Origin of the sequence: Luteibacter sp. 621 (assembly GCF_050435445.1) — a bacterium.
GTDB lineage: Bacteria > Pseudomonadota > Gammaproteobacteria > Xanthomonadales > Rhodanobacteraceae > Luteibacter.
In genome coordinates, this window is record NZ_JBNDKI010000012.1 from 90,706 (window position 1) to 105,667 (window position 14,962).

At 65.2% G+C, this 14,962-nt stretch carries 16 protein-coding genes and 1 pseudogene; 14 read left to right on the top strand and 3 right to left on the bottom strand.

Going from position 1 to position 14,962, the window contains the following annotated elements:
- Nucleotides 1-195 precede the first annotated feature (195 nt).
- The 14 genes from ABIE56_RS14125 (at nucleotide 196) to rbsB (ending at nucleotide 11,251) form a co-directional block, all read left to right on the top strand.
- Complete coding sequence (locus tag ABIE56_RS14125) at nucleotides 196-666, top strand: GNAT family N-acetyltransferase (RefSeq protein WP_429244424.1); 471 nt, start codon at nucleotides 196-198, stop codon at nucleotides 664-666.
- 44 nt (nucleotides 667-710) lie between these two features.
- A complete protein-coding gene (lptM, locus tag ABIE56_RS14130) occupies nucleotides 711-980 on the top strand; it encodes an LPS translocon maturation chaperone LptM (RefSeq protein ID WP_429244425.1) in 270 nt (89 codons plus the stop codon).
- Between the two features lie 7 nt (nucleotides 981-987).
- Nucleotides 988-1,815, top strand: coding sequence for a diaminopimelate epimerase (gene dapF, locus ABIE56_RS14135; RefSeq protein ID WP_429244426.1), 828 nt, complete (start codon nucleotides 988-990; stop codon nucleotides 1,813-1,815).
- A gap of 60 nt (nucleotides 1,816-1,875) precedes the next feature.
- Nucleotides 1,876-2,562 (top strand): DUF484 family protein, encoded by a 687-nt coding sequence (locus tag ABIE56_RS14140; protein ID WP_429244427.1) that lies wholly within the window; start codon nucleotides 1,876-1,878, stop codon nucleotides 2,560-2,562.
- Entirely contained in the window at nucleotides 2,559-3,449 is an 891-nt protein-coding gene (locus ABIE56_RS14145; RefSeq protein ID WP_429244428.1) for a tyrosine recombinase XerC, read from the top strand. Before ABIE56_RS14140 ends, ABIE56_RS14145 begins: the two co-directional genes overlap by 4 nt.
- A 69-nt stretch (nucleotides 3,450-3,518) precedes the next feature.
- Complete coding sequence (gene hslV / locus ABIE56_RS14150) at nucleotides 3,519-4,052, top strand: ATP-dependent protease subunit HslV (RefSeq protein WP_429244429.1); 534 nt, start codon at nucleotides 3,519-3,521, stop codon at nucleotides 4,050-4,052.
- Nucleotides 4,053-4,056: 4 nt separating this feature from the next.
- Complete coding sequence (gene hslU / locus ABIE56_RS14155; protein WP_429244430.1) at nucleotides 4,057-5,394, top strand: ATP-dependent protease ATPase subunit HslU; 1,338 nt, start codon at nucleotides 4,057-4,059, stop codon at nucleotides 5,392-5,394.
- Between the two features lie 54 nt (nucleotides 5,395-5,448).
- Nucleotides 5,449-6,066, top strand: coding sequence for a hypothetical protein (locus tag ABIE56_RS14160; RefSeq protein ID WP_429244431.1), 618 nt, complete (start codon nucleotides 5,449-5,451; stop codon nucleotides 6,064-6,066).
- 73 nt (nucleotides 6,067-6,139) lie between these two features.
- Nucleotides 6,140-6,493 (top strand): gamma-butyrobetaine hydroxylase-like domain-containing protein, encoded by a 354-nt coding sequence (locus tag ABIE56_RS14165; RefSeq protein ID WP_429244432.1) that lies wholly within the window; start codon nucleotides 6,140-6,142, stop codon nucleotides 6,491-6,493.
- Between the two features lie 90 nt (nucleotides 6,494-6,583).
- Nucleotides 6,584-7,480, top strand: coding sequence for a ribokinase (gene rbsK, locus ABIE56_RS14170; protein WP_429244433.1), 897 nt, complete (start codon nucleotides 6,584-6,586; stop codon nucleotides 7,478-7,480).
- Nucleotides 7,477-7,875: a D-ribose pyranase gene (gene rbsD / locus ABIE56_RS14175; protein WP_429244434.1), complete on the top strand. Its 399-nt coding sequence runs from the start codon at nucleotides 7,477-7,479 to the stop codon at nucleotides 7,873-7,875. The genes rbsK and rbsD overlap by 4 nt, the downstream gene beginning before the upstream one ends.
- Nucleotides 7,875-9,356, top strand: coding sequence for a sugar ABC transporter ATP-binding protein (locus ABIE56_RS14180; protein ID WP_429244435.1), 1,482 nt, complete (start codon nucleotides 7,875-7,877; stop codon nucleotides 9,354-9,356). Before rbsD ends, ABIE56_RS14180 begins: the two co-directional genes overlap by 1 nt.
- Before the next feature lies 1 nt (nucleotide 9,357).
- On the top strand, nucleotides 9,358-10,302 hold the full coding sequence (locus ABIE56_RS14185) for an ABC transporter permease (RefSeq protein ID WP_429244436.1): 945 nt from the start codon (nucleotides 9,358-9,360) through the stop codon (nucleotides 10,300-10,302).
- A gap of 19 nt (nucleotides 10,303-10,321) precedes the next feature.
- Nucleotides 10,322-11,251, top strand: coding sequence for a ribose ABC transporter substrate-binding protein RbsB (gene rbsB, locus ABIE56_RS14190; protein ID WP_429244437.1), 930 nt, complete (start codon nucleotides 10,322-10,324; stop codon nucleotides 11,249-11,251).
- Nucleotides 11,252-11,301: 50 nt separating this feature from the next.
- Here rbsB and ABIE56_RS14195 read toward each other — a convergent pair whose 3' ends face one another.
- The 3 genes and pseudogenes from ABIE56_RS14195 to ABIE56_RS14205 form a co-directional block, all read right to left on the bottom strand.
- Nucleotides 11,302-11,712 carry an energy transducer TonB gene (locus ABIE56_RS14195; protein WP_429244438.1) on the bottom strand — a complete coding sequence of 137 codons (411 nt, stop codon included), beginning with the start codon at nucleotides 11,710-11,712 and terminating at the stop codon, nucleotides 11,302-11,304.
- 6 nt (nucleotides 11,713-11,718) lie between these two features.
- Nucleotides 11,719-12,333 (bottom strand): annotated as a pseudogene (locus ABIE56_RS14200) (RHS repeat-associated core domain-containing protein); the annotation flags it as partial.
- Between the two features lie 64 nt (nucleotides 12,334-12,397).
- Nucleotides 12,398-14,938: a DNA translocase FtsK gene (locus ABIE56_RS14205; protein WP_429244439.1), complete on the bottom strand. Its 2,541-nt coding sequence runs from the start codon at nucleotides 14,936-14,938 to the stop codon at nucleotides 12,398-12,400.
- Between the last annotated feature and the right edge of the window lie 24 nt (nucleotides 14,939-14,962).

Here is a 14,962-nt window from a genome sequence, read left to right on the forward strand (position 1 = left end):
ACCTTTCACCGACCCCGCCCGGGGCCGGATGTTCGCCGGTGGCGCAGTGTGTTCCGCAGCGTGGCTGCACACAAGGCAATGCGTAACGACTTTCGAGGCGGATTTAGGAAAAAGTCATTGATCCGTCGCCCCCACGGGTCTACAGTGCCGCGCTTGCCCCGCCCCCCCAACCTTCGCGCCGGAGTCTCCAAGCGCATGCGTCCACCCCCGGTAACCGCCGCGGTACGCGTCCGTCGCGCCGAGGTCAGCGATCTCGACGACCTGGTCGCCCTCGAAGAGGCGACCTTCGACACCGACCGCCTGAGCCGCGCCCAGTACCGCAAGCATCTTGATAGCGAAACCGCGCAGGTGCTCGTGGCCAGCGCGAACCATCGCCGCTTCCTTGGCACCGCTGTCGTGTTCTACCGCAAGGGCACCACGGTCGCCCGCCTGTACTCCATTGCCACCAAACCGCAGGCACGCGGCAAGGGCGTGGGCTCGGCCCTTATCGAGGCCGCCGAGGACGCAGCGCGCACGCGCGGCTGCCGCTCGCTGCGCCTGGAAGTGAGGAAGGATAACGGGGTGGCCATTCGCCTTTACGAGCGCATGGGCTACCGCCGCATTGGCGAGTACGCGAAGTACTACGGCGATGGCGCGGATGCCCTGCGCCTGGAAAAGGTGCTTTGAAGGCCCCCGGGGCTATACTGGCCGCCGTTTCCGGGAAGACGCCCATGCGCCGACTGATCCTGCCCCTTGTCCTCGCTTGCGCCGCCACGGCCAGCCTTGAAGGCTGCGGCCAGAAGGGTGACCTGTTCATGCCGCCACCGCCCGCGCCTGGCACCACGGCCAAGCCGGCCGCCGCCGCGCCACAGGGCCACCCCGGCCAGACCCTGCAGGAGGCGACCAGCCCCCACGTGCAGCCTGCCCGCGCCTCCACGGTGGATTCGCCCGCGCCGGTCAGCACATCGCTGTCGCCGTTCGATCCGATCATCCACCAGTAACGCCGCCATGCCCTCGCGCTTCACCAAGATGCATGGGATCGGCAACGACTTCGTCATCGTGGATTGGCGCGACGACGCCGGGCGCGTGCCCAACGCCGCCCGCATCAAGTCCCTGGCCGATCGGCACACCGGTATCGGCTTCGACCAGCTGATCAGCATCGAGCCGGCCCGGGACCCGTCCTGCGAGTTCTACTACGGGATCTGGAACGCGGACGGCTCGCCCTCGGGGCAGTGCGGCAATGGCGTGCGTTGTGTCGCCGCCTGGCTTTACCGCGATGGCGTTATCGAACGCGACGTGCCGGTGCGGCTCGAGAGCCCCTCGGGCCCGGTCGTGGTGCGGGTGCTCGATGAAAGCACCGTCACCGTGGACATGGGCGAACCCGACTTCGACCCGGCGCACATCCCGCTCGACCATGCAGCGCATGCCACCTACACATTGCATGTCGATGGCGACGAAGTGAGCTTTGGCGCGGTCTCCATGGGCAACCCGCACGGTGTCGTGTTTGTCGATGACCTGGCGGATCCGCGTGTCGACCGGCTGGGGCCGCTGCTGACCCACCATCCGATCTTCCCGCAGGGCGCCAACATCGGCTTCGTCCAGCGCGCCGCCGCCGATCGCCTGAAGCTGCGCGTGCATGAACGCGGCAGCGGCTGGACCCAGGCCTGCGGCACGGGTGCGTGCGCCGCCGCTGCCGTATCCCAGGCCCTGGGCCTCGCGGCACCGGTCGTCGCCGTGGAACTGCCCGGGGGCGTACTTTCCATTGAGTGGCACGGCCCGGGGCATACCCTGTGGATGACCGGCCCGGCCGCGTTCGTTTTTGAAGGCGAAGTGTGACGCGGGCACCCCGGACGCGGCACACTGGGCGCCAGAGCATCACCTAAGGAACTCCACGCCATGACCGACACCGCGATCGACGGCGATATCAAGCCAGCCACCGTGGCGTCGTACCTGCGGCGGCACCCCGGGTTCCTCACGGATTACCCCGACCTGGCCAGCGAACTCACGCTGCCCAGCGCGAACGGCCCGGCTGCCTCGCTCTCCGTGCACCAGCTGCGGGTACTCCGCGACAAGAACGCCGAGCTGGAAACGCGCCTGCGCGAACTGTCCACCATCGCCGGTGAGAACGAGGCGCTGATGCGCCGCGTGCACGGGCTGATGCTGGCCTTGCTTGGCGCTGCGGATATCGAAGAGACGGTGCGCAACGTCGTCCACCGCCTCACCGACGACTTCAAGTCAGAGCGCGTGCGCCTGGTGTTCTTTGGCGACCTGGCCGGCCTGCCGGATGAACCCTGGTTGCTGCGCGAGCCGCGGGGCAGTGCGGGCCTGCCTGAGTTCGCTTCGTTCCTGCAACACAACGATCCCGTCGCGGGGCGCCTCGCACCCGACAAGCTGCACCGCCTGTTCGGCGATGCCGCGCCCGATGTGCGCTCGGCCGCGCTGATGCGCGTGGGTACCGATGCGCTGCTGGCCATCGGCAGCGCCGATGCCGACCGCTTCCACCCGGGCATGGGCACGCTGTTCCTGGACATGATCTCCACCACGGTCGGCTCGGCGATCGAACGGGCCCGGAAGGCGGCGTGAACCCGCGCGAGGCCGTCGAGGCTTTCCTGCGCCACTTCGCGGCCGAGCGTGCGCCATCGGCACACACGCTGGCCGCCTACCGGCGTGACCTGGACAAGCTGTTGCGGTTCATGGAGGCCGACGGCCTCGGTTCCTTCGATGCCCTGACGCCCGACCGGCTGCGCGGCATGATCGCCCGCGAGCACCGTGGCGGCCTGCAGCCCAACAGCATCCAGCGGCTGCTTTCGGCCTGCCGCACGCTGTTCCGCTACCTCACCCGCGAGGGCCAACTGGCCCACGACCCGGCGGCCAGCGTCCGCGGACCCAAGGTGCGGCGCAAGCTGCCCGTGGTGCTGGACGCCGATGAGGCCAAGGAGCTGGTGGAAACCAACCTGGGCGGCACCCTGGCCCCGCGCGACAGCGCCATGATGGAGCTGTTCTATTCCAGCGGCCTGCGCCTGGCCGAACTGTGCGGCCTGCGCTGGGGGGATCTGGATCTGGAGGAGGGGCTGGTCCGCGTACTCGGCAAGGGCAACAAGACCCGCATCCTGCCGGTGGGCCGGTTCGCCATCGCGGCCCTGCGCGGCCTGGCCGCCCTCGGCGGCGCGACGCCGGAGCAGGCCGTGTTCAAGGGCCGCGAAGGCGGGCCGATCAGTCCGCGCACGGTGCAGGCCCGCCTGGCCAAGCTTTCCAGCGGCCACGCGAAGCGGGTCCATCCGCACATGCTTCGTCACACCTTCGCGAGCCACATGCTGGAATCCTCAGGCGACCTGCGATCCGTACAGGAGCTGCTCGGCCACGCCGATATCGCCACCACCCAGATCTACACCCACCTGGATTTCCAGCACCTGGCCAAGGTGTACGACGCCGCCCACCCGCGCGCGAAGCGGAAGGCGGCCAAGCCCTGAGGCAAACCGCCGGGCTTGGTTGGCGGGCGCGGCGGCCCCATTTCTGCCGTCTCCCACAAGGAATCCCCCATGGAATCGATGCACGCAACGACCATCGTCTGCGTCCGCCGCGGCGATCAGGTCGTCATCGGCAGCGACGGCCAGGTCACCCTTGGCAACACCGTCATGAAGTCCAACGCGCGCAAGGTGCGCCGCCTGGGCAAGGGCGATGTGCTGGCCGGGTTCGCCGGCGCCACGGCTGATGCCTTCACCCTGTTCGAGCTGTTCGAAGAGAAGCTGGTCAAGCACGGCTACAACCTCACCCGCGCCGCGGTGGAGATGGCCAAGGAATGGCGCACCGACCGCCGCCTGGGCCGGCTGGAGGCCATGCTGGCCGTAGCGGACAAGGAAGCCTCGCTCATCCTCTCCGGCAACGGCGACGTGCTCGAGCCTGAGCACGGCCTCATCGCCATCGGTTCCGGCGGCCCCTACGCGCAGTCCGCCGCGCTGGCCCTGTTGGAAAACACCGATATGGATGCACGCACGATCGCCGAAAAAGCGCTCAAGATCGCTGGCGATATCTGCATCTACACCAACCACAACGTTTCGATCGAAGAGCTCTGAGCTGATGTCTGAACTGACTCCCCGCGAAATCGTCAACGAACTCGACCGGTTCATCGTCGGCCAACAGGACGCGAAGCGCGCCGTGGCCATCGCCCTGCGCAACCGGTGGCGACGCATGCAGCTCGACCCGGGCATGCGCGATGAGGTCACTCCCAAGAACATCCTCATGATCGGTCCCACGGGCGTCGGCAAGACCGAGATCGCCCGCCGCCTGGCCACGCTGGCCAATGCGCCCTTCGTGAAGGTCGAAGCCACCAAGTTCACCGAGGTGGGCTACGTGGGCAAGGATGTGGAATCGATCATCCGCGACCTGGCCGATGTCTCGTACAAGCTGGTGCGTGACCAGGCCAAGGGCCGCGTGGCCAGCCAGGCCGAAGATGCCGCCGAGGACCGCCTGCTCGATGCGCTGTTGCCGCGGCGCCAGCCCTCGGGCTGGGATGACGCGGGCGCCCCCGCCCCCGCGATCGAGAACGACACCCGCCAGAAGCTGCGCAAGCAGCTGCGCGAAGGTGCACTGGATGACCGCGAGATCGAACTGGATTTCGCCATGAACGTAGGCGTGGAGATCATGACCCCGCCGGGCATGGAGGAAATGAGCCAGCAGCTGGGCAAGATGTTCCAGAACCTGGGCGGCCAGAAATCCCAGAAGCGGAAGATGACCATCCGCCAGGCCCGCCCCCTGCTGATCGAGGAAGAGGCCGGCAAGCTGATCAACGACGACGAGCTGCGTGCCCGCGCCGTGGATAGCGCCGAGCAGAACGGCATCGTGTTCATCGACGAGATCGACAAGGTGGCCCAGCGCTCCGAGTGGGGCGGTGCCGGCGTAAGCCGCGAAGGCGTGCAGCGCGACCTGCTGCCGCTGGTGGAAGGCTCCACGGTTTCGACCAAGTACGGCTCGATCAAGACGGACCACATCCTGTTCATCGCCTCCGGCGCGTTCTCGCTGGCCAAGCCGTCGGACCTGATCCCGGAACTGCAGGGCCGCCTGCCCATTCGGGTGGAGCTGAACGCCCTTTCCGTGGATGACTTCAAGCGGATCCTGCGCGAGCCGAACAACGCCCTGACCAAGCAATATGTTGCGCTGCTGCATACCGAGGGCGTGACCCTGGACTTCACCGACACCGGCGTGGACCGCCTGGCCGACGTGGCCTTCCAGGTGAACGAGCGCACCGAGAACATCGGCGCCCGGCGCCTTCACACGGTCATGGAGCGCCTGCTGGAGCGAATCTCCTTCGAGGCTGCCGACAAATCCGGCGAAAAGTATGTAATTGACGCCGAATATGTCGATAAAAACCTGGCATCGCTCGTGAAGGACGAGGATCTCAGCCGTTACATCCTGTGAACTTACGTCCTCTGAACATTGAAGGCCGGCCCTTCCGGTAACATATTGACCACTATGGGCAAGGTTATCCAACTCAAAACGAACGGCCAGCGTGCCTCCCTGCGTGAAGCGCAGGACAGCGGCCAGCTTGTTCGTATCTGGCGCGGCGAACTCGAACACGGCAGCTTCTGTGGCTACGTGGGCGGGGTCGGCCGCGAGTACTTCCTTTTGTGGGTCATCGGCGACGGTGTCAGCTACGACGGCATGTACATCATGCGGCACCGCGACATCTCCGAATTCGAGGCGCCGGACAAGCACGCCGGCTTCCTCGAGAAGGCGTTGGCACTCAAAGGCATCACCCCCACGCCGCCGGCCGATTTCCCCCTGGATGACATTACGCAGGTGGTGAAAGCGGCCGCTGCGCATGCGCCGGTCATCGGCGTACACGTGGATAGCGAGGACGAGGCGGAGGTCTGCTACATCGGCCGCCTGGTCAGCGTGGAGGATGATGGCTTCAACATGCAGGAGATCACCCCCGATGCGGAATGGCTGCGCGAGCCGTCGTTCTTCTCGTGGGATGAAGTCTCCACGGTGAGCATGGAAGACGCCTACGCCACCTCGCTCCTGGCCGTGGCGGGTAACCCGCCGCCGCTTGAACAGGGCACGGGCGGCGGCTTCGGCCACGCTCCCTGAACTAACCTACGCGTTTGAAATAATTATGTAGGAGCGCGCTTGCGCGCTCCTACACCACGTGTTCAAGGCTCCAATGAACCGCCCGCGCCCCCTCGATATCACCCTGCACCAGGCCTCGCGTGTTCTCGAGGTCAGTTTCGATAACGGCGAGCACTTCCGGCTGCCCTACGAATACCTGCGGGTGAACTCACCCAGCGCCGAGGTACAGGGCCACGGCAAGGGGCAGAAAGTGCTGGTGGCGGGCAAGAAGGATGTCGGCATTACCGCCATCGAGCCCACCGGCCATTACGGCATCCTCATCCGCTTCGACGATGGCCACGCCAGTGGCATCTTCGGATGGGACACGCTGCACGACCTCGGCCGCGCCTACGACACGTCATGGCCCGCCTACCTCGCCGAGCTCGAAGCGAAGGGCCTTTCCCGCTGATGAAAGCATGCGCATGAAAGCATCGTGCGCGGCCAGGGCGTATATTTGCGCGCCATCCCCATTCCGGTCCCCCCAACGGAGCCTCGTGGCATGACGCGAATTGTTGTCGTCGGCAGCATCAACATGGATCTGGTCACCCTGGCCCCACGCTTCGTCGGCCCGGGCGAGACCATAACCGGTGATCGCTTTCTGACCATTCCCGGCGGCAAGGGCGCCAACCAGGCCGTCGCCGCGGCACGCCTGGGTGCGCAGGTGGCCATGGTCGGCAACATCGGCGATGACGCCTTCGGCCAGTCGCTGTACGACGGCCTGAAAGCCGAAGGCATCGATGTCAGCCACGTCACCCACATCGAAGGCATCGGCAGCGGCACCGCGTCGATCACCGTCGCCGGCGGTGAGAACCAGATCGTGGTCGTGCCCGCCGCCAACGGCCGCGTTACGCCGGCCCAGGTCGACGCCGCACGCGATGTGATCCGTGGCGCGGACGCCGTGCTGGTCCAGCTCGAAATTCCCCTGGATGCCGTGGAAGCCACGCTGCGCATCGCGCACGACGAAGGCGTGCCCGTCATCCTGAACCCCGCTCCCGCGCAGAAGCTCCCGCTTGAGTGGCTGAAGCAGGTGCGCTTCATCACGCCGAACCAGCACGAACTGGCGATGGTGCTTGGCGCGCCAGCAGATACCGATTTCCGTGAACTGATGCGTCAGGCCCCTTGCCCGGTCGTACTGACCCGTGGCGAGGATGGTGCGTGGTTCCGTGACAAGGACGACGAGCCGCGCCACCAGGCCGGTTTCAAGGTCGACGCGGTGGATAGCACCGGCGCCGGTGATACGTTCAACGCCGCCCTCGCGGTGTACCTGGCCGAAGGCCTCGACGTGGCCGTGCGGAAGGCCTGCGCCACCGCCGCCATCGCCGTTTCCCGGTTGGGTGCACAGGGCGGCATGCCGCGCGCTGAGGAAGTGGCGGCATTCCTGGAGAGCCATCCATGAGACGTAGCGGCCTGCTGCACGCCGAACTCAACCGCATCATCGCCGCCATGGGCCACACCGATACCCTGGTGATTGGCGACGTGGGCCTGCCCGTGCCGCACGGCGTGCCGTGCATCGACCTTGCCGTGCTACCCGGCACCCCGGCGTTCGCCACGGTGTTCGATGCCGTGTTCGCTGAACTGGCCGTGGAGCATGCGACGATCGCCAGCGAGATCCATGCCCATAACCCGGCGATGGTTGCGCTGAAAAAACGCCTGGAAGATAGCGGCGTGCCGGTGGATGAGCTGTACCACGAGGATTTCAAGGCGGCCACGCGCCGCGCGGTCGCCGTCATCCGCACGGGCGAAACCTCGCCTTACGCCAACATCATCCTGCATGCCGGCGTGACCTTCTGATGGCCACGCCGATCGTCAGGATGCATGACATCCACAAGGCCTTCGGCCCGGTGAAGGTGCTCGAAGGCGTGGACTTCGAATTGCTCGCCGGCGAAGTGCATGCGTTGATGGGTGAGAACGGGGCCGGCAAATCGACGCTGATGAAGATCCTTACCGGGATCTATGCGCCCGACGCGGGCACGATCGAGGTCGATGGCAAGCCGGTGACGATCAACTCGCCTGCCGATGCCGAAAAGTTCGGCATTGCCATCATCCATCAGGAACTGAACCTCATCCCGGCGCTGAGCATCGCGGATAACCTGTTCCTTGGTCGCGAGCTGCAACGCTTTGGCTTGCTCAATCGTAAAGCCATGGCGGCGACGGCGAAGGAATGGCTCGCGCGCGTCGGCATGACCAAGCTGGATCCCGATACGCTTATCGAGCGGCTTTCGGTCGGGCAGCAACAGATGGTCGAGATCGCCCGCGCACTCGGCCAGAACGCACGCGTGCTGATCATGGACGAGCCCACCGCCGCCCTGACCGAGCACGAGACCAACGTGCTGTTCAAGCTGATCCGCGAGTTACGCGAGCAGGGCACGGGCATCGTCTACGTATCGCACCGCATGGAAGAGATCTTCGCCCTGTGCGATCGCATCTCGATCCTGCGCGATGGCAAGTTCGTCGGCACGCGCGACGTACCCGGCCTCGCCTTCGATGAAGTCGTGAAGATGATGGTGGGCCGCACGCTCGATGCGCGCTTCCCTTCGCGCACGGTATCGATTGGCGATGTACGCCTGAAAGTCGATCACATCACCGGTGGCATGGTGAAGGACGTGAGCTTCGATCTGCACTCGGGCGAAGTGCTGGGGGTTGCCGGCCTGCTTGGCGCCGGCCGCACCGAACTGGCTCGCCTGTTGTTCGGCCTGGATAAGTCCGAATCGGGCAAGGTGACGCTCGACGGCGTGCCCGTCACCCCGAAGACACCGACCGAGGCGATTCGCGCCGGTTTCGGTTTCGTCACCGAAGACCGCAAGGCCCAGGGCCTGGTGCTCGACCTCAGCCTTCGTGAGAACGTCAGCCTGCCGCGCGTTCCCGCGCATGCCGGCCTGGTCGATCGCCCGGCGGAGAAGAAACAGACCCGCGGCCTTATCGACGCGCTGAAGATCCGCACCCGCGACATGGAACTCGATGTCCGTGCGCTTTCGGGTGGTAACCAGCAGAAGGTTGTGCTGGCCAAGTGGCTCGCATTGAAACCGCGTGTGCTTATCCTCGATGAGCCCACGCGCGGTGTCGATGTCGGCGGCAAGGCCGAGATCTACCACATCATCAATCAACTCGCGGAGCAGGGCGTAGCCATCCTCATGATCTCATCGGAATTGCCGGAGGTGCTCGCCATGAGCGATCGCATCCTCGTCATGCACGAAGGTCATGCGACCGCTTTGCTCGATGCACACGGCGCCACCCAGGAAGCCGTTATGACCGCCGCGACCGGAGGCAAGTGATATGACGCTTCAACTCAACTGGAGCCGGGCAACCACGCTGCTCCAGCGCCTCGGCTCGGTCATCGGGCTCCTCGTGCTCTTCATCGCATTGTCGATCATGAGCCCGCACTTCCTGTCGACGGATAACCTGCTCACCGTCCTGCGCCAGGTATCGGTCAACGCGCTGATCGCCTTCGGCATGACCTTCGTGATCCTCGCTGGCGGCATCGACCTGTCCGTGGGCGCCATCCTCGCGCTCACCGGCGCCATCAGCGCGGCGATGATGGCCGCTGGTTACGGATTGTTCCTCTCTGTCGGTGCTGCCCTGGTGCTGGGCCTGCTGTTGGGCATGGTCAACGGCGCGCTGGTGTCCTGGGGCAAGGTGGCCCCGTTCATCGCCACGCTCGGCACCATGACGACGCTTCGCGGGCTTACCCTGGCGTTTACCGGCGGCAGCCCGATCCCCGTCTCCAACCCCGGCTTTGCGTTGCTTGGTGGCGGCTACGTTGCCAACCTCGTCCCCTTGCCGGTCATCTGGATGTTCGTCGCCTTCGCCCTCTGCGGCTTCCTGCTGCGCGGTACGGTGTTCGGCCGCCACGTCGTCGCTATCGGCGGCAACGAAGAAGCCGCCCGCCTTTCCGGTGTGCGCATTTCGCCGATGAAGCTGGGCATCTACGGCCTTTCCGGCCTGTTCTCCGCTTTCGCCGGCGTGGTGCTCACCTCGCGGTTGTATTCCGCGCAGGCAACCGCAGGCGAAGGTTACGAGCTGGATGCCATCGCCGCGGTCGTCCTCGGCGGTACCAGCCTGGCCGGTGGCCGCGGCTGGCTGTTCGGCACGCTCGTCGGCGCGCTGCTCATCGGTTTCCTGAACAACGGCCTCAACCTGCTGGGCGTAAGCTCTTTCTACCAGCAGGTGGTGAAGGGCATCGTTATCCTGATCGCCGTCCTGCTCGACAGGCGGCAGTAATAACAACGAGGAACACACCATGCGTAAACTGACTTTCATCGCCGCGGCAGCTGCCACGCTGCTCGCCGCGTGCTCGCAGCAGGGTCCCACCGATTCCGCGCCTGCCGCGGGCTCGACCGCCGGTGCGGCTGGCGGGAAGCCGGTGATCGGCCTGGCCCTGTCGACGCAGAACAACCCGTTCTTCGTGGAACTGAAGGATGGCGCGCAGAAGGCCGCTGATTCGGCCGGCGTGCAGCTGGTTGTCGTCGATGCGCAGGACGATCCGGCCCGCCAGATCTCCTCGGTCGAAGACCTTATCCAGAAGCGCGTTTCGGTGATCCTGCTCAACCCGACCGATTCGTCGGCGCTCGCCGGCGCCGTGCAGTCCGCACAGCGCGCCAACATTCCGGTGATCACGCTCGATCGCGGCGTCGATGGCGCCGATGTGGCCTCGCACATCGCTTCGGACAACATCGCCGGTGGCAAGATGGCGGCGGATTTCCTCGCCAAGCAGCTCGGCGGCAAGGGCAACATCATCGAGCTGCAGGGCGTGGCCGGCACCTCAGCGGCGCGCGAGCGCGGCAAGGGTTTCGACGATGAACTGGCCACCACCGGCATGAAGGTCGTCGCGCAGCAGCCGGCCAACTTCGATCGCGCCCAGGGCCTCTCGGTCACCGAGAACCTGCTCCAGGGTAACAGCGACGTCCAGGCCATCTTCGCGCAGAACGATGAAATGGCCCTTGGCGCCGTGCAGGCCCTGGCAGGCAAGAACAAGAAGGTGCTGGTCGTCGGCTTCGATGGCACGCCGGATGGCAAGAAGGCCGTGCAGGATGGCCAGATGGCCGCGACTGTCGCCCAGCAGCCGGAAGAAATCGGCCGCCTCGGCGTCGAGACGGCGAAGAAGCTTGTGGATAAGCAGACGGTGGACAAGTCCATCGCCGTGCCGCTTAAGCTCCTGACGAAGGAGTAACGTCGCGTTGCACAAGGCCGGGCTCGCCAGTGGCGAGCCCGGCTTTATTTTTATGGGTGAGCCGGCACCGAGGGTTCCGGAACAGGAAATTGGTCTACGACGTTGTCGAATACCAGCATCCGGGCCGAGAAGATCGACCATAGGGAAGCCTTGAAGGTGTAGCGCTCAAGTGTCGAAACAACCTCCCGGTTGTAGACAATGTGCCCGCTCGACTCTGCGACGTCTATATCGTAAGGGCGTCCGGAGATCCCGACTTTGAAGCTAACGCGGACGCATTCACGTGTTCCCGCTGGAGTCGATATTTCGCCACGTACCATCGGTACAGCTCTTGAGCTGGCGATCAGGGAGCGGGTTTCGTTTATGACTTCGCTGTACTTACTGGCACCACAATCCGTCGCGCTCGCAACGGAAGCCAGCATCGGAACGATGAGTAGGGCGCCAACCTTGAGGTCTCGCTTCATGCTTTCTCACTCCGATATCGACATGCCACTGTATGTCGTTCGTGCCGGGATGCCGTAATAGCCCCTGTATGGGTTTTCGACTTTCCTTGTGTAAGGAATCGCATCCTGCCCGGCCGCGTAGTAAAAGTTAGGAGCCATTCTCGTCGCGGTCATATCCATTAGGGTGATGGATTCGTTATGCTCGAGCGATGCTTTCACCACGGCTCTGCCTAATGGCGACGCGATAATGTAAATCAATGCCGTGCGGACTTCAGCCGGGAAAGGCGCGAGGCTCGCGCTCTTGCCGTCACTCGATACGTGGTAGTTTGTAAAAACACGGTCGACGATTTTTTCATATGGGCCGCTGATGTTGCCGTTACGGCCATAAGTGACGCTCCCGCAGGGAACTGGCCCGTTGCAGATATCCAGATCTCTTCCCCCCTTCGCCTGGCGTCCGTCTGGATCGACCAGCACTGACGGAGCGCCATGGGCGTAGACGTAAAGGTTGCTTGAAAAGACATCGCCCGCTTTCGCCTTGTATACGTCAACGCTGAGGAACCGGCCGACTTCGGGGTCGTAGTACCGAGCCTGCATGTAGAGCAGACCCGTTTCAGGATCAGCCGTGTGCCCGGCAAACCCCGGCCCACTCGCCGCCCCGCCCGATACCGGCCGCCTGCCGCCGTCAAGTTCTTACGAATTCAAGGGATCAGTCCGCGGACGCAGGCGCTATTACATCGCGTTGCCCGTTGATTCCCATGGGCGAGACGAGGCCCGCGCTTTCCATCGCCTCAACCAGACGCGCGGCGCGGTTGTAGCCGATCCGGAACTGCCGCTGCACGAACGAGATCGACGCACGCCGAGTACGTAAAACAAACGCTGCGGCTTCGTCATAGAGCGGATCCAGCTCGGCATCGACGCCGTCTTCGCCACCGTCGCCGTCGCCGGCTTCGCTCGGCGGACCTTGCAGGATTTCTTCCTTGTAGTCTGGCTCGCCAAACTGCTTCAGCCACGCAACGATGCGGTGCACCTCCTCATCGCCGACGAACGCGCCGTGGATACGCTGTGGATAACCCGTGCCCGGCGGCAGGAACAGCATATCGCCCTGGCCAAGCAGGCTCTCCGCGCCCATCTGGTCGAGGATGGTTCGCGAGTCGATCTTCGACGACACCTGGAACGCCACGCGTGTGGGGATGTTCGCCTTGATCAGGCCGGTGATGACATCGACCGAGGGTCGTTGCGTCGCAAGAATCAGATGAATGCCTGCGGCGCGCGCCTTCTGTGCGAGACGTGCGATCAGCTCTTCGATCTTCTTGCCCGCGACCATCATCAGGTCGGCCAGCTCATCGATCACGACCACGATCATCGGCATCGTGTCGAGATGTTCCGGCACCTCCGGATGCTTCGGGAACGGATTGAACAACGGCTTGCCGGCAGCGCGTGCTTCACGGACCTTCTGGTTGTAGCCGGCGAGGTTACGTACGCGCAGGTCGGACATGACCTTGTAGCGGTTTTCCATTTCCGCCACGCACCAGTTCAGCGCGTTCGCAGCGAGCTTCATGTCGGTGACCACGGGCGCCAGCAGGTGCGGGATGCCTTCGTAGACTGAAAGCTCCAGCATCTTCGGGTCGATCATGATCATGCGCACGTCTTCGGGCGTGGCTTTGTAGAGCATGGACAGGATCATGGCGTTCACCGCCACGGATTTGCCCGAGCCGGTGGTACCGGCGACAAGCATGTGCGGCGCCTTCGCCAGGTCGGCAACGACAGGCTCGCCCGTGATGCCCTTGCCCATGGCCAGCGTGAGCAGCGAATCGCTTTCGCGATACTCCGATGAATCCAGGATCTCGGACAGGGCGATCATCTGGCGCTGCTCGTTCGGCAGCTCCAGGCCCATGCACATCTTGCCGGGGATGGTTTCGACGACACGAATCGATGTGCGGCCAAGGCCACGCGCCAGATCCTTCATCAGGGCGACGATCTGGTTGCCACGCACGCCGGTCGCAGGCTCGATTTCATAGCGCGTGATGACCGGGCCGGCGGAAGCGCCGACCACCTGCACCGGCACCTTGAACTCCGCGAGGCGCTGTTCGATCAGCTCACCGGTGTCACCCAGTTCCTGCTCGCTCACGGCCAGTTCGCTCTGCGTCGCCGCGGCGAGCAAGGTGAGCGGAGGCAGGCTGATCGAACCATGATTGACCGTGCGCAATGGACGCGGCGCGGTGATCGTCGTGATGGTGGCCTGCTCAGTCGGCGACGCATCGTTCGCCGCGATCGCAAACCGCGACACCGGCTTCACCGGCGGCGGCGGCTCCACCGGCAACACCGGCTCGGGCACGACCGGCACGACCATCGCTTCGCCCCGCGGCGCCACTGGCTCAGCAGAGACCACCGGCTCACGAGACGCAACCGACCCACTGTAGGAGCGCGCTTGCGCGCGATCAGGCGCATCGACCGAAGGCCACACCCCGTCGCCCGCCGACGCGCCGGCCGCCATCACCGGCATGCTCTTGATAACCCCGGGTACTTCGGTCTCGACCTCCGCACGCACCTCATTCTCTACCTGCGCCTGCAACGCCTTCGGCGCCAGCCACGGCTCACTGATCACCGTATCCGGCTTCGTGCGGTGCCGCGGCGGTACCGGCGTGGTGACCGACGGACGAACCGTATCGGGCCGTACCGGTTCGGGGCGTGAGAGGGTCGCCGTGGCCGTGCTTGCACGCGGCAAAGGCTTCGCTGTCTTGACCTGAGGCGTGGCACTGCGGCGCCGGGCGGGAACGCGATCGGCACGGCGAACGGCGGCGGATGGCTTACGCCCGGTGGCGCGCGAGGCGCTACGCCGGAGCAACCGGCCTGCACCCTCGATCGCCAAGGCACCCATCGGCTCAAGGATACCGTTGAGGCGAACGATCGCTTGTGACCAGGGAACGCCGGCGTACCAGGGGAGAGCGATAACGATCGCCGCAACGCTGATCAGCGCGACGATGGGGCCCGCCGGCCCAGCCAGCCCACCAAGCCAGCGGCACACCGCACCACCCACGGCGGGATCATCCGTGTAGTGCGCAATGACGAGCCCTTCCAGCGTGCTGCTCGCGAGGAGCACCAGCAGGAAGCCCGACCAGAATCGAATGGCGCCAGGACCAACCGTCGGCGGACGCCGCCGCCGGACGAGGGCAGCGGCGACACGCCAGAGCAGGGGAAGCAGCCAGAGAGTGGAGAGCCCGAAGGCGCCGAACACGAACGAGAGCATGCCTTACCGCAAAGAACGTAGCGA